This window comes from Lentzea jiangxiensis (genome assembly GCF_900104175.1).
GTDB lineage: Bacteria > Actinomycetota > Actinomycetes > Mycobacteriales > Pseudonocardiaceae > Lentzea > Lentzea jiangxiensis.
In genome coordinates this window covers 82674-102580 of sequence record NZ_FNIX01000021.1, presented here as the reverse complement: position 1 = coordinate 102580, position 19907 = coordinate 82674, and the positions used below count along the sequence as shown (strand labels likewise).

The window sequence follows — 19907 nt, the reverse complement described above, 5'->3', positions numbered from 1 at the left end:
GCGATGAACTCCAAGACCAAGCTGGGCCTGGGCATCCTGGCCTTCTTCACGCTGATCGCCGTGGTCGGCGAGTGGATCGCGCCGTACGACCCGTCCGCGATGGGCGACGACCTGCTGTCGCCGCCTTCCGGCGCGCACTGGTTCGGCACGACCATGACCGGGCAGGACGTCTTCTCCCAGGTGCTCGTCGGCACCAGGGGCGTGATGGTCGTCGGGCTGGTCTGCGGTGTGCTCGCGACCTTCCTGTCGATCCTGGTCGGCGTGACCGCCGGGTTCCTCGGCGGCGCGGCCGACGAGGCCCTGTCGATGCTGTCCAACGTCTTCCTGGTCATCCCGGCGCTGCCGCTGATCATCATCGTGGCGTCGATGCTGCCGTCGGCGGACACCGTGCTGATCGCGGTGGTGATCTCGCTGACCGCGTGGGCGTGGGGCGCGCGGGTGCTGCGAGCCCAGACGATGTCGTTGCGGCGCAGGGACTTCGTCGAGGCCGCGCGGGCGTCCGGCGAGTCGACCTGGCGCATCATCGTGTTCGAGGTGCTGCCGAACCTGATGGCGGTGATCGCGTCCGGCTTCGTCGGAACGGTGATCTTCGCGGTCATGCTGCAGATCACGCTGTCGTTCGTCGGCGTCATCTCGCTGTCCACCTGGAACTGGGGAACGATCCTGTTCTGGGCGCAGAGCAACCAGGCGCTCGGCCTGGGCGCGTGGTGGTGGTTCGTCCCCGCCGGCCTGTGCATCGCGTTGCTGGGCACGGCGCTGGCACTGATCAACTTCGGGATCGACGAGTACGCGAATCCCCGGCTGCGGAAGGTGCGCGCATGAGCCCGGTGCTGGAGATCCGCGATCTCTCGGTGGACTACGGCAAGCTGCGCGCCGTGCACAACGTCTCGCTCTCGCTGAACAAGGGCGAGGTCCTCGGCCTCGCGGGGGAGAGCGGCAGCGGCAAGTCCACCCTGGCCTACGCCGCGACCCGGCTGCTGCAGCCGCCGGGCCACGTGCCGTCGGGCGAGGTGTTCTTCAAGGGCAGGGACCTGCTGTCGCTGAGCGAGAAAGAACTGCAGGTCCTGCGCTGGAACGAGATCTCCATCGTCTTCCAGGGCGCGATGAACGCCCTGAACCCGGTGATCTCGGTCGGCACGCAGATCGACGACGTGCTGCGCACCCACCGGCCGCGGATGAAGCGGCCGGAGCGCACCGCCCGCGCCCGCGAACTGCTGTCGCTGGTGGGCATCCCGACCGACCGGCTCGGCGCGTACCCGCACCAGCTCTCCGGCGGCATGCGGCAGCGCGTGATGATCGCGATGGCGCTCGCGCTGGAGCCCGAGATCGTCATCATGGACGAGCCCACCACCGCGCTCGACGTCGTGGTGCAGCGGCAGATCCTCGGCCAGATGATGAGGCTGCGCGAGACGCTCGGGTTCTCGATCGTCTTCATCACGCACGACATCTCCCTGCTGGTCGAGTTCTCCGACCGCATCGCGATCATGTACGGGGGCCGCGTGGTCGAGGAGGCGCCCGCCTCGGAGATCTACCGGGCCGCCAAGCACCCGTACAGCCAGGGCCTGCTGTCGTCGTTCCCGGCGCTGCGCGGGCCTCGCCGCGAGCTGAAGGGCATCCCGGGTTCGCCGCCGGACCTGCGCTCGATGCCGGCGGGCTGCCCGTTCCACCCGCGCTGCCCGTCCGCGATGGACGTCTGCGGCGAGCGCATGCCGTCCCTGGAGTCCGTCGAGGAACGCCGCCGCGTGGCCTGCTGGCTGGAGGACGTGCGTGTCTGACGTCACCACGGGCCTGCCGGCGGACTTCTTCTGGGGCGTCGCGACTTCGGCGTACCAGATCGAGGGCGCGCACGACGAGGACGGCAGGACACCGTCCATTTGGGACACCTTCTCCCGCCGTCCGGGTGCCGTCGCCAACGGTGAGAACGGTGACGTGGCCTGCGACCACTACCACCGCATGCCCGCCGACGTGGCCCTGATCGCGGGCCTCGGCGTCGACAAGTACCGCTTCTCCGTGTCGTGGCCGCGCATCCAGCCCGGCGGCCGCGGCCCGGTGAACGCGAAGGGCGTCGACTTCTACTCCCGGCTCGTCGACGAGCTGCTGGCCAGGGGCGTCGACCCGTGGCTCACGCTCTACCACTGGGACCTGCCGCAGGAGCTGGAGGACGCGGGCGGCTGGCCGCACCGCGACACCGCGTACCGGTTCGCCGAGTTCGCGGGCCTGGTGCACGACGCCCTGGGCGACCGCGTGCCGACGTGGACGACGCTGAACGAGCCGTGGTGCTCGGCGGTGCTCGGCTACGACACCGGCCGCCACGCGCCGGGCCGCACCGATTTCGGCGACGCCGTGCGTGCCACGCACCACCTCCTCCTGGCGCACGGCCTCGCGGCGCGGGAGCTCCGCGGCCGCGGAGTGGAGTCCCTGGGCATCACGCTGAACATGGGCACGCACTCGGCGGCGTCGGACGACCCGCGCGACGTGGACGCGGCCCGCCGCGCCGACGGCCTCGGCACGCGCGTCTACATGGATCCGCTGGTGCACGGGCGCTATCCGGAGGACGTGCTCGCCGACATCGCGGAGCGCGGTGCCGAGCTCCCGGTCCGCCCCGGCGACCTGGAGGTCATCTCGACGCCGCTGGACGTGTTCGGCGTGAACTACTACACCTCGCACGTCCACAGGGCGACCGCCGACCCGGCCGTGTCCGAGGTGGTGCCGCAGGGCCGTCCGGTCACCGCGATGGGCTGGGAGATCGTTCCCGAGGGCTTCACGTCGTTGCTGGTCCGGCTGCACGAGGACTACGGCGTGCCGATGGTGATCACCGAGAACGGCGCGGCCTTCGACGACCTCGACGTCGTGGACGGCCGGGTCGCCGACGCCGACCGCGTCGAGTACCTGCGGTCGCACATCGCGGCCGTGGCCGAGGCCGTGCGGGCCGGTGCGGACGTGCGCGGCTATTTGGCGTGGTCGCTGATGGACAACTTCGAGTGGGGCTACGGCTACGCCAAGCGGTTCGGCATCGTCCACGTCGACTACGAGACCCAGCGGCGCACGCCGAAGCAGAGCGCGCTGTGGTTCCGCGACCTGGTCACGCGGTCCCGCGCGTAGTCCCTGATCTCCGACTCGGTCGTCGTGGGATCATCGCGCCCCGACGGCGGCCGGGCCGGTTCCACTTCCAGGCGGCGAACAACACCGCGTCCGCGATCGCCTCCACCCAGAGGTAGAACCAGATCGTGCTGCGGGTCTGAGTAGCACTGCCGCCGCGGCCAGCACGAGCAGTGCGGCGGCGTCCACCTGAGCCACCCTGACCACCTGCGGGCTGAGCGCCGGGGTGCTCAGCACGAGGAGCAGGAACGCGCCCATGCTGATCGCGTTGCCGGTGATCGCGGCCGGGCGTAGAACAGGGCGGAACGCGGACACGATCGCGAGCACCCCGACCAGCGCGAGCAGGACCGCCCGGTGCCGCAGCAGCACCTCCGTGGTTTCGCCGGTGATGTCGACGCCGTAGGCCGGCCGCATCGATCCCGGTGACACCGCGCCGGCGCCCGGCAGCACGTTGATCAGGCCGGCCACCACCAGCAACGCCTGGCCCAGGCGTGTTCGTCTCATTTGCACGGGTGGAATCATCGGGCGCGTGACCGATACCGCGCTTCCGGAAACGTGCTGTCCCCGGGAACGGGCCACGATCTGGATCTGGCCGGGCCAGGCCGCCTACCTGGGCCCGTCGCTGCGGCTCGGCCCGCACTCCGGGTCCGTGCACTGCTTCGCGCTGGGGGTCGACGCGCCGTTCCTGCTGCGGATCGGCGACGACGAGCGCGAGGTCCGCAGCGCCCTCATCCCGGCGAGGACGCGGCACCAGGTCGTCTCGGAGGGCCGGATGTTGTTCCTCTACCTGGAACCGGACCTGGGCGACGACCGGATCCGCGCCGCACTCGGCATCCTGCGACGACATCCCAGCCTGAGCGCACCGCAGGTCGCCGCTGAGCTGAACCTGTCGACATCGCGGTTCCTGCACCTCTTCTCGGCGCACGCGGGCACGAGCTTCCGCCGCTACCGGCTGTGGGTGCGGATGCTGCGCGTCGCCGCCGCCACGACCGCGGGCGCGGACCTCACCAGAGCGTCCGCGGAGGCGGGGTTCGCCTCGCCGAGCCACTTCAGCGACGCCTTCCGCGACATGTTCGGGCTGACCGCAGGCGCGTTGCTGGGGAAGAACGCCCGAATCGTCCTCGACTCCGGGGCGAACGGCACTCCAGCGGCGTAGATCACGCCCAAATGCACTAGCTAAGGTATGCCTTAGTTAAGTTAGGGTCGCTTTACGCCACCGTGGAGTGCCAGGAGAGGATCGCGATGGAACCGGTGTTAGACCTGGCCGGAATCGGCTTCGGGCCGTCCAACCTCGCTCTCGCGATCGCCGTGGAGGAACACGAGCTGCCCGTCCGGGCGCGGTTCTTCGAGCGGCAGCCCCGCTTCGGGTGGCACCGGGGCATGCTGCTCGAGGACGCCACGATGCAGGTGTCCTTCCTCAAAGACCTCGTGACGCTGCGCAACCCCACCAGCGGCTTCAGCTTCCTCTGCTACCTGCGCGACCGCGGGCGGCTGATCGACTTCGTCAACCACAAGAACCTCTTCCCGCTGCGCAAGGAGTTCCACGACTACTTCGAGTGGGCCGCGGAACGGGTCGGGCACCACGTGTCCTACGGCACGGAGGTCTCCCAGGTCCGCGCGCACGACGACGGCTTCGAGCTCACCGCGGGCGACCAGCGGGTCAGGACGCGCAACCTCGTGCTCGCGACCGGGCTCGAGGCCAACCTGCCGGACGGCGTCGAGACCGGCGAGCGGATCTGGCACAACAAGGACCTGCTGACCCGCGTCGGCACCCTCACCGACCCGCGCCAGGTCGTCGTGGTCGGCGCCGGGCAGAGCGCCGCCGAGGCCGTGGCGTTCTTCCACGACCGGTTCCCCCGTGCCGAGGTGCACGGCGTCTTCGCGCGCTACGGCTACAGCCCCGCCGACGACAGCTCGTTCGCGAACCGGATCTTCGACCCCGCCGCCGTGGACGACTTCTACGCCGCGCCGGAGGAGGTCAAGCGCAAGCTGATGGGCTACCACGCCAACACGAACTACGGCGTGGTCGACGGTGACCTGATCGAGGAGCTCTACCGCCGGGTGTACCGCGAGAAGGTCCTCGGACGACAGAGGTTGTTGCTGCACAACACCTCCAGGCTCATCGACGTGACGCCCGACGGCAGGTGCGCAGTCGAGTCGCTCGTCGGCGGCGGACGGCTGCCGATCGACGCCGACGTGATCGTCTACGCGACCGGCTACCGCCCGGCCGACCCGCTGCGGTTGCTCGGCGGCCTCGCCGACGAGTGCGAACGCGACGAGCACGGCCGGTTGAAGGTGACGCGCGACTACCGCGTCGTCACCGGAGAAGGCATCCGCGGCGGCATCTACCTGCAGGGTGGCACCGAACACACGCACGGCATCACGTCGTCGTTGTTGTCGAACACGGCCGTGCGGGTCGGCGAGATCCTCGACTCGGTCCTGCGGCGCGTGCAGCAGCAGGTCGCCGAGTCGGTCCCGAAGCTCCAGGCAGTCAAGTAGCTCCATGAGGAAGGACCCGTCATGACCAACCCGTTCGAGGACCCGCAGGGCCGTTTCTTCGTGCTGGTCAACGAAGAAGAGCAGCACTCGCTGTGGCCGACCTTCGCGGAGGTGCCCGCCGGGTGGACCAAGGTGTTCGGCGAGGACAGCCGCGAGGCGTGCCTGGCCTACGTCGAGGAGAACTGGACGGACCTGCGCCCCGCGTCGATCCGCTAGTCCGCGGGCCCGATCGCGCGGCGGGGAGCTCGGTCCTGCCGCGCGACAGGTCCTGCCGCGTGAGAGGTTCTTCAGGGCAGGGTGTCCAGCCTGACGCGGTGGTAGTGGGCCAGCGCCACGGTGCCGCCCACCGCGGCGATCGCGCTGACCACCAGGCCGGCCTGCGACACGGCGCTCATGCCCGTCCCCTCGCCGAGCAGCTCGATCCCGATCCACGCCGCGACGATCGGGTTCACGACGGTCTGCCCGGCCACGACGAGGTCCGGCGGCCCGGCGGCGTACCCGAGCTGGATGAACCAGGCCCCGGACAGGAACGCCACCACCAGCCCGCCGAGCGAGACCCACTCGACCACCGGCAGCGCGGTCGTGACGTCCCGCACCAGCACGGCCACGAGCCCGTACGCGATTCCGGCACCCACGGCCAGCGCCAGTGCACGCACCGCGCCCGCGGTGAAGGTCGCCGCGACGACGCACACCAGCACGCCCGCGACCACGAGCTGCCCGGCCTGCAACGCCACCTTCGGCGAGACCTGGGTCGGCACCGCCGCGCCCGCTGCGATGGTCACGAACACCACGATCCCCGCCGTCGCCACCAGCGCCGCGACCGCCGGCACACCGGTGGGGCGCCGGGCACGGGCCACCGCGATGATCGGGATGGCCAGCGCGTTCAGCGGCGCGACCACCGAGACCGGGGCCAGTGCCAGCGCGACGACCTGCAGCACCGCGCACGCGAACAGCACGAGGAACCCGCGGACCCAGCGGCGTGACCGCACGAGCTGCAGGGCCGAGGTGAGCTTCAGGTCCGTCGTCTCGCGGACCCCGGCGTGCTGCCACATCGCGCCGAGCGCGCTGCACCCGGCCGCGAGCACAGCGCAGAGGATCGCGACCCCGACCACCTGGCCGATCCTACGCCGCCGGTGCTATGGTTCATTACATGAGTAACGAACCAGGGAAGTAGTCGTGTTCGACGACCGGAGCCCGATCTACCGGCAGATCGCGGACCGGATCAAAGCCGACGTGCTCAGCGGGGCGTTGAAGGCGGACGAGCAGGTCATGTCGACCAACCAGTACGCCGCCTACTACCGGATCAACCCGGCGACCGCCGCGAAGGCGTTCCAGCAGCTCGTGGACGAGCAGGTGCTCTACAAGAAGAGGGGGATCGGGATGTTCGTGAGCACGCAGGCTCGCGACATGCTGCGGGCACAGGGGAGGGAGACCTTCTTCGGCGAGGTGGTGGACCCGATGGTCGCGGAGGCGCGTGCCATCGGCATCCCGCTCTCCGAGGTCATCCGCCGGATCGAACAGCACGAGAAGAACGGGGGCGTGTGATGCGAGTCGACGTGCAGGGCTTAACGGTTCGCTACGGGGACGTGACGGCCGTGGACGACATGAGCTTCTCCCTGCAGGGCAACAAGATCTACGGACTGCTCGGCCGCAACGGCTCCGGCAAGACCAGCCTGATGTCGGCGCTGGCGGGCTACCGCAGGCCGGTGGGATCCGTTCAGCTCGACGGCGCGCCGGTCTTCGAGAACGCCGCCGCCCTGCGCCAGGTCTGCCTCGTGCGGCACAGCGCGCACGCCGCGGACAAGGGCGACAAGGTCTCGTACGTCCTGGAGTACGGCGCCGCGTGGCGGGACACCTGGGACAACGGGTACGCGCTGGAACTGGTGGAGCTCTTCAAGATCCCGCTCGGGACCAAGGTCGGCGAGCTGTCGCTGGGCCAGCGGTCCGCGCTCGGGGTGGTGATCGGGCTCGCCAGCCGGTCGCCGCTGACGATGCTCGACGAGTCGCACCTCGGCATGGACACGCCGACGAGGTACGCGTTCTACGACACGCTGCTGCACGACTTCATGGAGCACCCGCGCACGATCATCATCTCCACGCACCTCATCGAGGAGCTGTCCTCGCTGCTGGAGGAGGTGCTGATCATCGACGCCGGCCGCCTGGTGCTGCAGGAGGAGGCGGACGTGCTGCGCTCGCGCGGCACCGAGGTCACCGGGAACGCCTCGGACGTCGACGAGTTCACCGCCGGGCTGACCGTGCTCAGCAGCAGGTCGCTGGGGCGCACCAAAGCCGCGATGGTCTACGGCGCGCTCGCAGACGACCAGCTGGTCCGCGCGCGCCAGCTGGGCCTGGAGCTCGGTCCGATCGCGTTGCAGGACCTGTTCGTCCACCTCACCGAACCGGTGGGGGGCAAGCGGTGAAGATCTTCCGACACCTGACCACGTCGCTCGTCACGTTCTGCGCGCTGGTCGCGGGCGGCGCGTTCGTGTTCGCCGTGGCGGTGACGTTCGCCGTCTCGCTCTTCCGCGATGTCGAGATCAGCGCGTGGAACGTCGCCGCGTCCCAGATCGGTCCCTGGTTCCTGCTGTTCATCGGTGTCTACGCGATCCACAACATGTTGCCGATCGCCGTCGCGCACGGCCGCACACGGCGTGAGTTCCTCGTTGCGGCGTCGGTGTTCTCGGTCGTGCTGGCGGTTCTGATGACGGCGGTCGAGTGGCTCGGTTTCCTCGTCGAGGGCGGGATCTACTCGCTGATGGACTGGAGGGCGGACGAGCACGCCGCCCAGCCGGCGTACTTCCTGATGTACCTGGTGTGGTTCGCGGTCGGCATGCTCTGCGCGGCGGCGTTCGACAGGTACGGCCCGGGCGGGGTCTTCGTGCTGCCGGTGGCGTTCGCGCTCGTGGTCGTGACGCGGGTGCAGATGCCGGGGGCGGGCAACCTGCCGTTCGTGCAGGACATCCCGGTGCTGCTCGGCCCGGGGTGGACCGCGGCGCTGGCGGCGTCGTTCGCGGTGGCGCTGGCCGGGACGTGGGCGATCGCGCGGGACATGCCGATCCGGACCCGGTCGGTGTGACTCAGCCGCTCTCCCGCACCACCAGCGAGGGTTCGAAGACCACCGACGTGACGGGGGAGCGCGGCTTGGTGATCTGCCGCAGCAGCTGACGGGCCATCTCCGCGGCCATGTCGCTGATCGGCTGCCGGACGGTCGTGAGCTCGGGTTCGGACGTCAGCGCGGCAGTGCTGTCGTCGAACCCGACGACCGCCACGTCGTCCGGCACCTTGCGGCCCCCGCGGTGCAGCACGGGGATGGCGCCGTTCGCCATGAGGTCCGAGGCGATGAAGACGCCGTCGACGTCCGGGCAGCAGCGCAGCAGCTGTTCCATCGCGGCGGCACCGGACTGCCGGGTGAAGTCCCCGTGCACGACCACGGCGTCCGGCACCTCGGCCATGAACCCCGTGAGCCGGTCCTGGCCCGCCGGGGTGTCCTGCGGTCCGGTGATCGTCGCGATCTTGCCGCACCGCAACGACTTCAGCCTTCGTCCGGCCAGGGCGGCGCCGGCCGTCTGGTCCACGTCCACGTACGTGATCGGCATCGGGTCGAGCGGGCGGCCGGCCAGCACGACTGGCAGCCCTTCCGCGATCAGCTGCCGCGGCACCGGGTCGGACGGGTAGGTGTGCACGAGGATCACGCCGTCGAGCCGCCCGCACCGCAGGTCGCTCAGCGCCTGCTCGCGCGTGCCCGGCCCGGTCATCATCAGCACCAGGTGCACGCCGAGCGGCCGCACGACCCCGGTGACGCCGCTGACGACGCTCGCGAGGTGCGGGTCGCCGAGCATCCGGCGCTCGTCCGGCAGCAGGAGCCCGATCGCGTCGGCCCGGCGCGTGACCAGCGAGCGCGCCGCGATGTTCGGCAGGTAACCGGTGCTGGAGATGGCTCTCTCGACCGCGTGCCGCAGCGCCTCGTCGACCGTCGAGGCGCCGTTCACGACCCTCGACGCCGTCGCGCGCGACACCCCGGCGACGCGGGCGACCTCCTCCAGCGTCACGCGCCTCACCCGGCCGCCAGTTCCGCCGTGCGGTGGCGTTCCATCAGGGCGACCACCTCGGCGGTCGGCGGGTGGGTGATGGCCTGCCTGGCCGACCGGATGACCTCGAGCGACTCGGTGAGGTGGGCGCGCACGAACTGCTCCCGCGCGTCCGGATCGGTCGACGCGAGCTGGATCTCGGCGTCGGTCGGCATCCCGGGCATGTCGTGCCCGGCGTGGTGGTTCACGTACGGCGCGTCGAGCAGTGTGCGCAGCGCGGCGAGCTCGGTGTTCCGGTTCTCCCTGAGCTCCGCCCTGCCGGTGGGGCCGAGCAACTCGAGCGCCTGCTCGTCGGTGGCGATGGCCAGCTCGACGAACGCTCGTTCCGTTGCGCCGTAACCGTTCTGCGTGCTCGACGGCGCTGGTGGCGGAGGAGGAGCCGCTGGAGGTGGAGCCTGCTGGCAGGCCGCGAGAAGGCCTGCCAGCAGGAGCACTGTCATCCGTGGTTGCCGTTGTGGTCGCACTTGATCACCACGTTGATGCAGTTGCGGACGCGGCGTTCCATCTCGGCGCGCGGCCACACGTTGAAGAAGTCGCCGTGCATCGTCTGCCCCGTGCCCGAGGACAACCGCAGACCGGCGGTGGTGCCGTTGACCGGGTACCGCAGCACCATGCGGAGCTTCGGCACCGGCACCGGGTGGCTCGACGGGCAGCCGCCCGCGACCGGGTAGGACATGTGGGACTTGTGGTCGGACGAGTCGAGGTTGCGGCCGTCCCAGCACTGCGGGAAGTCCAGGTAGGTCTCGAGCATCGTGCCGGCCGGGCACTGCACGAAGTTCTTCGACGGGTTGACGTGCCCGGCGTGCAGGCAGGACCAGCGCGCGATGCTGTCGGCGTCGCCCGTGGCCTTCGCGTTGCCCGCCACGATCTTGAGCCCGTACGGCGTGGGCTGGATCGCCGCCGGGTTGTTCACGCCCTCACCGAGGTAGTAGAAGGTGACGCCGGTGGGGGCGATCGCGGTGTTGTCGCGGTACAGCGTCGGCACCCAGTACGACGAGATGTCGGAGACCGGGTTGCAGTTGCCCGTCGCGCCTTCGAGGGTCTGCTGGTTCGAGCGGGCGTTCGTCGAGCGGTTGCCGAAGAAGTCGTGCGAGTGGGACGCGCCCGGCAGGTTCGGCAGCACGATCGGGTCGTCCGGCAGGCGGTGGCTGATCGGGCATTCCGCGAGGAACTCGGCGACGCGCACCGGTTCCCCCTGCGCCGCAACGGGAACGCTGAGAGCCGTGGCTATCAGCCCGATGACGGCGGCTATGTGGAACAAAGGCTTCCTCATTGAAGCTTCCTCTCCGCAGCAGGATTGGGAGAGCGCTCTCACGCCCTTCGAGCATGACGCAGCCCGCAATCGGGCGTCAATCCGCAAGAAACGTTCAGAAGTCCCGGTTTTCTTGACACGGCGTGGGCGGTGCCCCGACTCTCGGCTCTGAACTCCTGTCGCAAGAGAGCGCTCTCTCGCCTTCACCTCCCCGTTCTCCGGCACCAGGAGCACCCATGTCAGGAAGGCTTCACCGCGGAAGACTCCCCCTGCTCGCCGCAGCGGTGGTCGCGGCGGCACTGGTCGTGCCCGTGCAGGCGTCCGCCGCCGGTCCGCTGATCTCCCAGAACCGCCCGGTCACCGCGTCGAGCAGCGAGAACGCCGCCTTCGCCGCGACCGCCGCGGTCGACGGCGACGCGGGCACCCGGTGGTCGAGCACGTTCAGCGACCCCCAGTGGATCCAGATCGACCTCGGCTCGTCCGCCCGGGTCGACCAGGTGGTCCTCGCCTGGGAGACGGCGAGCGCGCGGGCCTACGCGCTCAGCATCTCGCCCGATGGCACGAACTGGCGGGAACTTCGTCGAACGACGACCGGTCCCGGCGGCACCGAGACGCTCGCGGTCACCGGCACCGGCCGGTACGTGCGCCTCGACCTCACCCAGCGCGCGACCCAGTGGGGCTACTCGCTGTGGGAGTTCCAGGTGTTCGGCACCCGTGACGGCGGCGGCGCGGAAACCCTGCTCTCGTACGGCAGAACCGGTGCCGCGTCGACGTTCCAGGACGACCCGAACTGCGGTCAGTGCACGCCCGCCAAGGCATTCGACCGCGATCCCGCCACGCGCTGGGCGACGAGCCCGACGAACGGCTGGGTCGACCCCGGCTGGATCTCCGTCGACCTGGGCGCTCCCGCGCAGATCTCGAAGGTCGTGCTGCAGTGGGACCCGGCGTTCGCGACGGCGTACCGGCTGGAGGTCTCCGACGACAACGTGAACTGGCGGCAGATCTACTCGACGACCACCGGCCGCGGGTTCAAGGAGACGCTGACGGTCAGCGGCACCGGCCGCTACGTGCGGATGTACGGCACGGCCAGGTCGAACGGCTACGGCTACTCGTTGTGGGAGTTCCAGGTCCACGGCACGGGCGGCGCGCCGATCACGCCGCCTCCGTTGCCGCCGAACCCGTCGTTCCCGGGCAGGCTGGTGTGGTCGGACGAGTTCAACGCTCCCGCGGGCACGGGACCGGACGCCTCGAAGTGGCAGCCGGAGGTCGGGCCGGGCGTGAACAACGAGCTGCAGTACTACACGAACAACAACAACGCCCGGCACGACGGCAACGGCAACCTGGTGCTGCAGGCCCGCCGTGAGGTCACGCCCGGCAGCGCGTGCCCGGTGGACCCGGTGAGCGGCAGCACGACCTGCCAGTACACGTCGGCGCGGCTCAACACCTACGGCAAGTTCACCTTCACCTACGGCCGGGTCGAGGCGCGCATCAAGGTGTCGTCGACGCAGGGGCTCTGGCCCGCGTTCTGGATGCTCGGCGCGGACTTCTTCGACCAGCGCAGGCCGTGGCCCTACACCGGCGAGATCGACATCATGGAACACGTCGGCAAGGAGCCGAACCGGGTCTACTCGACGCTGCACGCCCCGCAGTACTTCGGCGCGGGCGGCCACGGCTCGCCGCTCGACCTGGGCCAGCCCGCGTCGTCGGCGTTCCGGACCTTCGCGGTCGAGTGGGACTCCAGCCACATGACGTTCTCCGTGGACGGCAACAGGTTCTTCACCGTCGACCGGAACGTGCTGGAGACGACGCGCGGACCGTGGGTCTACGACCACCCGTTCTTCATCATCATCAACAACGCGGTGGGTGGGGACTGGCCCGGCCCGCCGGGGGCCGGGACGCAGCTGCCGCAGGACATGGTGCTGGACTACGTCAGGGTGTACCAGTGAGCGAGATCCGTGCCGGCGCCGAGACGTCGAACGCCTCGCTGACGGCCTCCACCTCGATCTGCGCGGTGTCACCGTTCGCCAGCGCGATCGCGGGCACGAAGTACGCGTCGTTCGCCGTGCCGCCGAGGAAGACCCGGCCGGAGCCCGTCCCCTGGTAGACCCGGTACTGCCGGATCGCGCCGGGGGAGCGGGTCCAGGTGAGCCGTGCCGACACCGTGGTGGTGTCGACGCGGCTCACCTGCTCGACCTGGACGTGCGACGGGGCGGCGGGCGGTGTCATGACCGGGTTCGTGACCCCGATCCGGCCGATGAGGGCGGTGACCGCGGCACCGGGCAGCACCCGCAGCGAGATCTCCGTCAGCGTCGAGCCGGAGTGCTCGCCGAGCGGGAACGCGCTGCGCCGCCACCCGCCGCCGGCCCCGCCGAGGTCGAGGACGCGCTCGGTCGTCCCGAACCGCAGGACCGCCTGCAGACGGGACGGGCCGGCGCCGGTGCGGTGGACGACCTCGAACCAGGTGGAGCCGGTGATCTCGAGCGACGTCGCGAACAGGCGGACGTCGCCGGCGGACTGCGGGGTGCCCGTGATCTTCAGCGCGGTGCCGCCGTCGAAGGGGTCGTCCCAGTCGAGCGACGGCGTGACCGGCGTGGCGGCGCCGGTGACGCTCCACCGCCACGTCGGCAGGACGTCCTGCAGCGACAGGTTGTTCCACGCCTGCGTCGAGCGGACCGTCCCGTTCACGGCGAACTTCCTGCCGTGGCCGGTGTTGAAGTTCGTGACGAACGGCAGCGACGTGATCGGCGTCAGCTCGGTGACGTAGTGCGCGATGCCCTTCCAGTTCGCCGTCGTCGTGGTGTTGGACGGATCGCCGTTCTGGCCGACCCAGAACCTGTTGTCGCGGGCGTAGAAGTCCGCCGGGCTCGACGCGGACTTGAAAGTCCACTCGGGACGGTACAGGCCGAGCGACGTCACGTGCGGCCTGCCCTCGGGGAAGACCGAGGCCCAGCCGACGCCCGTGTTGTAGCCGTTCGCCTCCACGTCCACACCGGACGCCAGGTCGTACGGGCTGCGGCCCATCTGCCGCGCGAGCGCTGCCGAGTTCGCGAGGCCCTGCGCGCTCCACCAGAAGTTGAGGAACATCTCGTCGGACTGCTCGAAGAACGCCCGGTTGCGCGCGGTCAGGGCGTTCTGCCAGCTGACGCTGCCGGTGTCGGTCATGGCGTCGTACCAGATGACCCGCAGGCCGGACTTCTTCAGGTAGACGATGAAGTCGCGCATGTCGCCGGCCAGCCGGGTGTCGCCGCCGGCGGTCTCCTGGTTGAGGAACCAGCCGTCGAAGCCGTGGTGACGCGCGACCTGGACCATCTTGTCCGCCACGGGGAACCTGTCGCCCTCGCGCCGCACGAAGTCGCGGACCCACTGGAGCTGACCGCCGTACGCGGTCGGCGGGAGGAACACGTTGCCGATCACCCGCACGCCGTTGCGGTGCGCCGCGTCGGTGACGGTCGGGTTCGGGGCGAGGATCAGCCCCTCGGACGCCGAACCGCCCCAGAACACCAGCTCGTCGATGTACTGCCAGTAGTTCGTGGCGTAGTGGTCCATGCCGGGCGAACCCTGCGCGGGGTTGCCGCTCGTCGGCGCGTACGCCACGAGCGCCTGCACCCTGGCTTCGTCCGGGCGCGCGTGCGCGTTGGCCGGTCTGGCCGGGACGACGCGCTTCGCGAGCGGCACGGTGCTGCGGTTGTACTTCGCGTCCCGGTCCGTCGCCGGGTCCCAGTCCAGGATCGTCGAGGGGTGCCAATAGGACGCGAATGGTTGCGCGACCTCCGCGGCGGACAGGGGAGTCTCGGGCAGCAGACCGGTGAGAGCCGCTGCGGAGCTCAGGACGAGGAACTGTCTGCGGGTGGGCATCCGATCACCCTCGTGCTCCGTCCGATCCACCGCATACCGCTTCCACGGTGACCGGACAGGACGACAACGTCCCGGTCCGCTCCGCTGGGTAACGGGAGGTTGATTTCGCGAACACCCGTCGAACACCGTCGAAATGTCCCGGCAACCATCCGAGTGGCCGAATCCGTTCCGGGCTACCGGGCGGTAGCGTGAGCCCCGCCGTCGCTTTGGTTACCCTGCAACCAATAGAGGTGTCTTCGTCGTGCGCATCAAATCTGTGCTTGCGGCGCTGGTCCTGGCGCTGATCCCAGCCACCGCCCCCGCCGTCGCCACCGCGGCGGCCAACCCCCACGAACGCGGCCCCGCACCCACGGCCGCCTCGGTCGAAGCCTCCCGGGGCACGTTCGCCGTGACGTCCGCGGCCGTCGCCCGCCAGTCGAACTTCGGCGGCGGCACCGTCTACACCCCGACCAGCGACCTCACGTTCGGTGCGATCGCCGTGTCCCCCGGTTTCACCGCCACCCAGTCGTCGGTCGCGCACTTCGGCCCGCGCCTCGCGTCCTACGGCTTCGTGGTGATCACCATCAACACCCTGTCGGGCTTCGACGACCCGGACAGCCGGGGCCGCCAGCTGCTCGCGGCGCTGGACTACGTGGTCCGCACCAACCCCCGGGTCGACGCCTCGCGGCTCGCCGTGATGGGCCACTCGATGGGCGGCGGGGGAGCGCTGCGCGCCTCCGCGACGCGCCCGGCGTTGCAGGCCTCGATCCCGATGGCCGGCTGGCACACGACCAAGAACTGGTCGACGGTCCAGGTCCCGACCCTGGTGCTCGGCGGTCAGAACGACCCCACGGCGCCCAACTCGCAGCACTCGACGCCGTTCTACAACTCGATCACGGCCGCGCCGGACAAGGCGTTCCTCGAACTGCGCGGCGGTGACCACTCGGCACCGCGCAGCGACAACGTGACGGTGCGCAAGTACACGCTGTCGTGGCTCAAGCGGTTCGTCGACGACGACCTGCGGTACGACCAGTTCCTGTGCCCGGCCCCCGCGCCGAACACGCTCATCAGCGCCTACCGGGACACCTGCCCCCACGCGTGAGCGAAGGGGCTGTGCCGGACAGCGCGACGGCCCGGCACAGCCCCTCCTCACCGGCTCACTCGTAGGCGATCGCGTCCAGCACGTTCAGGCGCGCGGCCCGGATGGCCGGCAGGATCGCGGCGACCACGCCGACGAACGCCGCCACCACCAGGTACTGGACCATCGTCATCCACGGGAAGCCGATCTCCGAGATGCCCTGGTCCTTCAGCGCCTGCACGGTGCTGACGCCGAGCGCGAGGCCGACCGCGAGGCCGAGCACCGCGCCGAACACCGAGATCACCACCGACTCGACGGTGATCATCCGCATCACCTGCGCCCGCCGCATGCCGATCGCGCGCAGCAGGCCCAGCTCACGGGTCCGCTCGATCACCGACAGCGCCAGCGTGTTGATGACGCCCAGGACGGCGATCAGGATCGCCAGCGCCAGCAGGATCTGGATCATCAGCAGGACCGTGTCGAACTGCGAGGTCGTCTGCTTCACGAACCCGCTGCGGTCCTGGACGGTGATCTCCGGGTTGTCCGCGAACAACGGCTCGACCCGCTTCTGCACGTCCGCCACGTTCGTCCCCGGCCGCACCTGGGCGAAGGCCTGGCCGATCTGGTCGGACCGGAACTCCTTGCTCGCCGACTCCGGCAGCACCAGCGCGCCCTGCAGCACCTGCGACTTGGCCCAGACGAACGCCACCGTGTACGTGCGGGGCTCGCCCTTGGCCAGTTGCAGCGTGATGGTGCTGCCGACGGCCCAGTTCTTCTCGGTCGCGAGGTCCTCCGGCAGGCCGATCTGGTCGTCCCGCAGCGGTGTGATGTCACCGGACTTCGGCTTGAGGGCGAACATCTCCTTCAGCGCGGTCACGTCGGTCACGGCGACCGCGAAGAGCTGGTCCTCGCCCTGCAGCACGCCGTCCTGCGACCAGCCGAACGCCGACTTCACGCCGTCGGTCTTCTCGACCTTCGTCAGCACGTCCCGCGGGAACGTCGCCGGCTGGCCCTCCATCTGGCCCTCGCCGGAGATGATCAGGTCGGTCTGCAGCTGCCCGGATGCCAGCTTCTCGATCGACTTCGTCGCCGACGTCAGCACCACGCTCACGCCGGTGATCAGCGAGATGCCGACCATCAGCGCGGCCGCGGTGATCGCGGTGCGCCGCGGGTTGCGCGCGGAGTTGCGGCGGCCCAGCAGCCCCGGCATCGACCACGACAGCAGGCGGCCGATCAACGACACCATCGGCTTCGACAGGATCGGCGTCAGCAGTGCGACACCGACGAACGCCACCAGGATGCCGCCGAAGATCAACGGCAACGAGGCCTGGTTGAACCCGAACGCGAGCGACGCGCCACCCGCGGCGGCCACCAGGGCACCGGTGATCGTGATCTTGGTGAGCGGCCGGTCCGGCGTCGCCGCCTCGCGCATCGCCGCCACCGGCGCGATCCGCGACGCCCGCAGCGCCGGCATGACCGCGGCGACCACGGTGACGATCATGCCCACCGCGAACGACGAGATGATCGCCGACATCGGCACGCCGATCCCCGCGAGCTGCAGGTTGGTGCCGCCCACCGAGCTGAAGATCTTCGCCAGCAACGCGCCGATGCCGATGCCCGCCGCGAGACCGACGATCGAGGCGATCAGGCCGATCACCAACGCCTCCAGCACCACGGACCCGATGACCTGGCCGCGCGAGGCGCCCATCGACCGCAGCAGCGCCAGCTCCCGCGTGCGCTGGGCGACGATGATGGAGAACGTGTTCAGGATGATGAAGATGCCGACGAACAACGCGATGCCGGCGAACCCGAGCAGCACGTAGTTGAAGAACTTCAGGCCCTCGTTGACCTGGTCGGCCTGCTCCTTCGCGAGCACCGCACCGGTCTTGACGTCGTAGCCGGAGCCGAGCTTGGCGGCGACGGCGTCCCGCAGCGCGTCGTCCGACGTGCCCTGCGCCGCCGTGACGGTGATGCCGGAGAACACGTCCTTCTTGCCCAGCAACAGCTGCTGCGCGACGGGCTCGGTGAACGCCACCGACAGCTCGCCGCCGAGCGAGTCGCGGCCGCCCGCGTACTCGTAGATGCCCGTGATCTTGAACGTCTTCTTCGGCTCCAGCGTCAGCAGCGCGATGTTGTCGCCGACCCGGAAACCGCCGGTCGTCGCGAGGAACCCGCCGACGGCGACCTCGTTCTCGGCCTGAGGTGCCTTGCCGTCGCGGATCTTCTCCTGACCCGTGCCGGTCCAGTTGTAACCGAACCGCGGCGAGCCCGACGTCGTGATGACCTTGCCGTTCTTGCCGATCGGCCGCGCGGACCCCTGCACGTCACCGACGGCCGACGCCACCCCCGGCACCGACTTCACATCCGCGATCGCCTGCGGCGTCAGCGGTTCGGGCTGCTTGCCCTTCTCCTGCTTCGGCGACACCGACACGTCCACGCCGGCGAAGGCCGACGAGAACAGGTCGGTGAACGACCTCTGCAGCGTGTCCGTCAGGACGAACGAACCCGACACGAACATCACGCCCAGCACGACGGCGAGCGCGGACAGCACAAGTCTGAGCTTGCGCGAGAGCAAGCTCTTGATGGTCGCCTTAAACATGCGGCACCACGACGCCGTCGAGGTGCTTCATCGTGTCGAGGACCTCTTCCGCGGACGGCGACAGCAGCTCGCGGACGATGTTGCCGTCCTTGAGGAAGATGACGCGGTCGGCGTACGAAGCGGCGTTCGGGTCGTGCGTGACCATCACGATCGTCTGCCCGAACTCACGGGCGGACCGCTGCAGGAACGCGAGCACCTCGGCACCGGACTGCGAGTCCAGGTTGCCGGTCGGCTCATCGGCGAACACGACCTCGGGCCGTGACACCAACGCGCGCGCACACGCCACGCGCTGCTGCTGACCGCCCGACAGCTGCGTCGGCCGGTGGGTCAGCCTGTCCCTCAGACCCACCGTGTCGACGACGACGTCGAACCACTCCCTGTCGACCTTCCTGCCGCCGATCGCGAGCGGCAGCGTGATGTTCTCCTCCGCGGTCAGCGTCGGCAGCAGGTTGAACTGCTGGAAGATGAAACCGACCTTGTCGCGCCGCAGCTCCGTCAGCCCGCGGTCCTTCAAGCCGGTCACCTTCGTGCCACCGACCCACACCTCGCCCCGCGTCACGTCGTCCAGGCCTGCCAGGCAGTGCATCAGCGTGGACTTGCCCGACCCCGACGGGCCCATGATCGCGGTGAACCTGGACTTCTCCAGGTCGACGCTCACCCCCGCGAGCGCGGTCACGGCGGCATCGCCGGACCCGTAGGACTTCCAAACGTCGACGGCTCTGGCCGCGACTCCATCGGACGCGCTCACCCTTTGTTCCCCTCTGTGGGTCTCTTGTGCGCACCATCATCGACGACGCCGTCGCACGCGGGATCGGGTTCTCCCCTGAGACGAACCCTGAACCAGTGTGCCCCCACCCCCGGCAGAACACGCTGAGAGAACTCTCAGCTCCGGTGCGTGCGCGTCGCGTGGCCGCGAGAGGAACGTTATTTCACCGGCGGCGCACTGTCTTCCGCCTTCGGATGACTAGGCGGTCAACTTCCGTCGCAAGGGGACGGTCGGTTCCATCCGCCATGAAACCAGTTCGACGCGGAGACCTTCCCTCAACGCGTTGGCGGCGAGCCAGTGGTCCACGTCGCCGTGGTAGGCGTTCGCCGGCCGGGGCCAGCGGTCCAGCCACTCGAGGAACGCCGCGTTGCAGGCGATCGGCCCGCCGGGCGGACGCACCCCGAGCACGAGCACGGGGTCCTCCCCGGTGGTGAAGGAGGCGGCGATGTCGTGCGCACCACCGAAGAGGACCCGATCCGCGCCCAGTTCACGTGCTTTGTCCGCCACCCCGAAGAACGCCGACCCACGTCCGAACGACCGCACCACCAGCTGGTGCGCACCGTGGTCCGCTTCGAGGAACTCGTCGGCGAACGTGCCGTCATCGGCCAGCACCAGCACGTTCGTGCCGCCGGGGAGCGCCCCGACCTGCCCTGGATGCGTGACGCCGATGACCGTGATGCCCACGACTCCCA

General features: G+C 69.9%; 20 protein-coding genes. 11 read left to right on the top strand and 9 right to left on the bottom strand.

Annotation, left to right across the window (positions count from 1 at the left end; all coding sequences use genetic code 11):
• Window positions 1–3 precede the first annotated feature (3 nt).
• The 3 genes from BLQ91_RS34320 to BLQ91_RS34310 are packed head-to-tail and all read left to right on the top strand — an operon-like array spanning window position 4 to window position 3102.
• Window positions 4–822, top strand: a complete 819-nt coding sequence (locus BLQ91_RS34320) for an ABC transporter permease (RefSeq protein WP_090103796.1) — start codon at window positions 4–6, stop codon at window positions 820–822.
• Window positions 819–1775 carry an ABC transporter ATP-binding protein gene (locus BLQ91_RS34315; protein ID WP_090103794.1) on the top strand — a complete coding sequence of 319 codons (957 nt, stop codon included), beginning with the start codon at window positions 819–821 and terminating at the stop codon, window positions 1773–1775. Before BLQ91_RS34320 ends, BLQ91_RS34315 begins: the two co-directional genes overlap by 4 nt.
• The gene (locus BLQ91_RS34310) at window positions 1768–3102 is read left to right on the top strand and encodes a GH1 family beta-glucosidase (RefSeq protein ID WP_090103792.1); all 1335 of its coding nucleotides are present in this window, start codon (window positions 1768–1770) and stop codon (window positions 3100–3102) included. The genes BLQ91_RS34315 and BLQ91_RS34310 overlap by 8 nt, the downstream gene beginning before the upstream one ends.
• A 30-nt stretch (window positions 3103–3132) precedes the next feature.
• On the opposite strand, the gene BLQ91_RS34305 is transcribed toward BLQ91_RS34310, so the two are convergent.
• The gene (locus tag BLQ91_RS34305; protein WP_143022958.1) at window positions 3133–3603 is read right to left on the bottom strand and encodes a phosphopantetheine adenylyltransferase; all 471 of its coding nucleotides are present in this window, start codon (window positions 3601–3603) and stop codon (window positions 3133–3135) included.
• A gap of 25 nt (window positions 3604–3628) precedes the next feature.
• Between BLQ91_RS34305 and BLQ91_RS34300 the strand changes: the two genes are divergently transcribed.
• The 3 genes from BLQ91_RS34300 to BLQ91_RS34290 all read left to right on the top strand — a co-directional run bounded on the left by BLQ91_RS34300 (window position 3629) and on the right by BLQ91_RS34290 (window position 5814).
• Window positions 3629–4255, top strand: coding sequence for a helix-turn-helix domain-containing protein (locus BLQ91_RS34300; protein ID WP_176960103.1), 627 nt, complete (start codon window positions 3629–3631; stop codon window positions 4253–4255).
• An 86-nt stretch (window positions 4256–4341) separates the two neighbouring features.
• On the top strand, window positions 4342–5598 hold the full coding sequence (locus tag BLQ91_RS34295) for a lysine N(6)-hydroxylase/L-ornithine N(5)-oxygenase family protein (RefSeq protein WP_090103788.1): 1257 nt from the start codon (window positions 4342–4344) through the stop codon (window positions 5596–5598).
• Between the two features lie 21 nt (window positions 5599–5619).
• Entirely contained in the window at window positions 5620–5814 is a 195-nt protein-coding gene (locus BLQ91_RS34290; protein ID WP_090103786.1) for an MbtH family protein, read from the top strand.
• A gap of 71 nt (window positions 5815–5885) precedes the next feature.
• Here the strand turns inward: BLQ91_RS34290 and BLQ91_RS34285 are convergent, their stop codons facing one another.
• A complete protein-coding gene (locus BLQ91_RS34285) occupies window positions 5886–6710 on the bottom strand; it encodes a DMT family protein (RefSeq protein WP_090103783.1) in 825 nt (274 codons plus the stop codon).
• Between the two features lie 64 nt (window positions 6711–6774).
• Here BLQ91_RS34285 and BLQ91_RS34280 point away from each other — a divergent pair, with 64 nt between their 5' ends.
• From BLQ91_RS34280 to BLQ91_RS34270, 3 genes are read left to right on the top strand one after another with little or no spacing between them, the layout of a single operon-like run.
• Window positions 6775–7143 carry a GntR family transcriptional regulator gene (locus BLQ91_RS34280; RefSeq protein ID WP_090103781.1) on the top strand — a complete coding sequence of 123 codons (369 nt, stop codon included), beginning with the start codon at window positions 6775–6777 and terminating at the stop codon, window positions 7141–7143.
• Window positions 7144–7184: 41 nt separating this feature from the next.
• Window positions 7185–8018, top strand: coding sequence for an ATP-binding cassette domain-containing protein (locus tag BLQ91_RS34275; protein ID WP_218130506.1), 834 nt, complete (start codon window positions 7185–7187; stop codon window positions 8016–8018).
• Entirely contained in the window at window positions 8015–8674 is a 660-nt protein-coding gene (locus tag BLQ91_RS34270) for a hypothetical protein (protein WP_090103777.1), read from the top strand. The genes BLQ91_RS34275 and BLQ91_RS34270 overlap by 4 nt, the downstream gene beginning before the upstream one ends.
• Window position 8675: 1 nt before the next feature.
• On the opposite strand, the gene BLQ91_RS34265 is transcribed toward BLQ91_RS34270, so the two are convergent.
• From BLQ91_RS34265 to BLQ91_RS34255, 3 genes are read right to left on the bottom strand one after another with little or no spacing between them, the layout of a single operon-like run.
• Window positions 8676–9647, bottom strand: a complete 972-nt coding sequence (locus BLQ91_RS34265; RefSeq protein ID WP_245734066.1) for a LacI family DNA-binding transcriptional regulator — start codon at window positions 9645–9647, stop codon at window positions 8676–8678.
• Window positions 9648–9652: 5 nt separating this feature from the next.
• Entirely contained in the window at window positions 9653–10126 is a 474-nt protein-coding gene (locus BLQ91_RS34260; RefSeq protein WP_143022957.1) for a hypothetical protein, read from the bottom strand.
• Window positions 10123–10959: a DUF1996 domain-containing protein gene (locus tag BLQ91_RS34255; protein WP_090103771.1), complete on the bottom strand. Its 837-nt coding sequence runs from the start codon at window positions 10957–10959 to the stop codon at window positions 10123–10125. Before BLQ91_RS34255 ends, BLQ91_RS34260 begins: the two co-directional genes overlap by 4 nt.
• A gap of 215 nt (window positions 10960–11174) precedes the next feature.
• Between BLQ91_RS34255 and BLQ91_RS34250 the strand changes: the two genes are divergently transcribed.
• Window positions 11175–12884, top strand: coding sequence for a discoidin domain-containing protein (locus BLQ91_RS34250; RefSeq protein WP_090103767.1), 1710 nt, complete (start codon window positions 11175–11177; stop codon window positions 12882–12884).
• Here BLQ91_RS34250 and BLQ91_RS34245 read toward each other — a convergent pair.
• Window positions 12868–14793: an endo-beta-N-acetylglucosaminidase gene (locus BLQ91_RS34245; RefSeq protein ID WP_090103765.1), complete on the bottom strand. Its 1926-nt coding sequence runs from the start codon at window positions 14791–14793 to the stop codon at window positions 12868–12870. The genes BLQ91_RS34250 and BLQ91_RS34245 overlap by 17 nt on opposite strands.
• Before the next feature lie 241 nt (window positions 14794–15034).
• Between BLQ91_RS34245 and BLQ91_RS34240 the strand changes: the two genes are divergently transcribed.
• Entirely contained in the window at window positions 15035–15874 is an 840-nt protein-coding gene (locus BLQ91_RS34240; protein ID WP_090103763.1) for a dienelactone hydrolase family protein, read from the top strand.
• Between the two features lie 55 nt (window positions 15875–15929).
• Here BLQ91_RS34240 and BLQ91_RS34235 read toward each other — a convergent pair whose 3' ends face one another.
• The 3 genes from BLQ91_RS34235 to BLQ91_RS34225 all read right to left on the bottom strand — a co-directional run bounded on the left by BLQ91_RS34235 (window position 15930) and on the right by BLQ91_RS34225 (window position 19899).
• Entirely contained in the window at window positions 15930–18449 is a 2520-nt protein-coding gene (locus BLQ91_RS34235) for an ABC transporter permease (protein WP_090103761.1), read from the bottom strand.
• Complete coding sequence (locus BLQ91_RS34230) at window positions 18442–19197, bottom strand: ABC transporter ATP-binding protein (RefSeq protein WP_090103760.1); 756 nt, start codon at window positions 19195–19197, stop codon at window positions 18442–18444. Before BLQ91_RS34230 ends, BLQ91_RS34235 begins: the two co-directional genes overlap by 8 nt.
• A gap of 216 nt (window positions 19198–19413) precedes the next feature.
• Complete coding sequence (locus BLQ91_RS34225) at window positions 19414–19899, bottom strand: hypothetical protein (protein ID WP_090103757.1); 486 nt, start codon at window positions 19897–19899, stop codon at window positions 19414–19416.
• Window positions 19900–19907 lie beyond the last annotated feature (8 nt).

What these genes read in the sequence shown, in the direction of transcription:
- BLQ91_RS34295 (WP_090103788.1), top strand. Translation starts at nt 4,342, where the DNA reads ATGGAACCGGTGTTAGACCTGGCCGGAATCGGCTTCGGGCCGTCCAAC.
- BLQ91_RS34245 (WP_090103765.1), bottom strand. Translation starts at nt 14,793, where the DNA reads ATGCCCACCCGCAGACAGTTCCTCGTCCTGAGCTCCGCAGCGGCTCTC.
- BLQ91_RS34250 (WP_090103767.1), top strand. Translation starts at nt 11,175, where the DNA reads ATGTCAGGAAGGCTTCACCGCGGAAGACTCCCCCTGCTCGCCGCAGCG.
- BLQ91_RS34305 (WP_143022958.1), bottom strand. Translation starts at nt 3,603, where the DNA reads ATGAGACGAACACGCCTGGGCCAGGCGTTGCTGGTGGTGGCCGGCCTG.
- BLQ91_RS34260 (WP_143022957.1), bottom strand. Translation starts at nt 10,126, where the DNA reads ATGACAGTGCTCCTGCTGGCAGGCCTTCTCGCGGCCTGCCAGCAGGCT.
- BLQ91_RS34320 (WP_090103796.1), top strand. Translation starts at nt 4, where the DNA reads ATGAACTCCAAGACCAAGCTGGGCCTGGGCATCCTGGCCTTCTTCACG.
- BLQ91_RS34290 (WP_090103786.1), top strand. Translation starts at nt 5,620, where the DNA reads ATGACCAACCCGTTCGAGGACCCGCAGGGCCGTTTCTTCGTGCTGGTC.
- BLQ91_RS34235 (WP_090103761.1), bottom strand. Translation starts at nt 18,449, where the DNA reads ATGTTTAAGGCGACCATCAAGAGCTTGCTCTCGCGCAAGCTCAGACTT.
- BLQ91_RS34315 (WP_090103794.1), top strand. Translation starts at nt 819, where the DNA reads ATGAGCCCGGTGCTGGAGATCCGCGATCTCTCGGTGGACTACGGCAAG.
- BLQ91_RS34255 (WP_090103771.1), bottom strand. Translation starts at nt 10,959, where the DNA reads ATGAGGAAGCCTTTGTTCCACATAGCCGCCGTCATCGGGCTGATAGCC.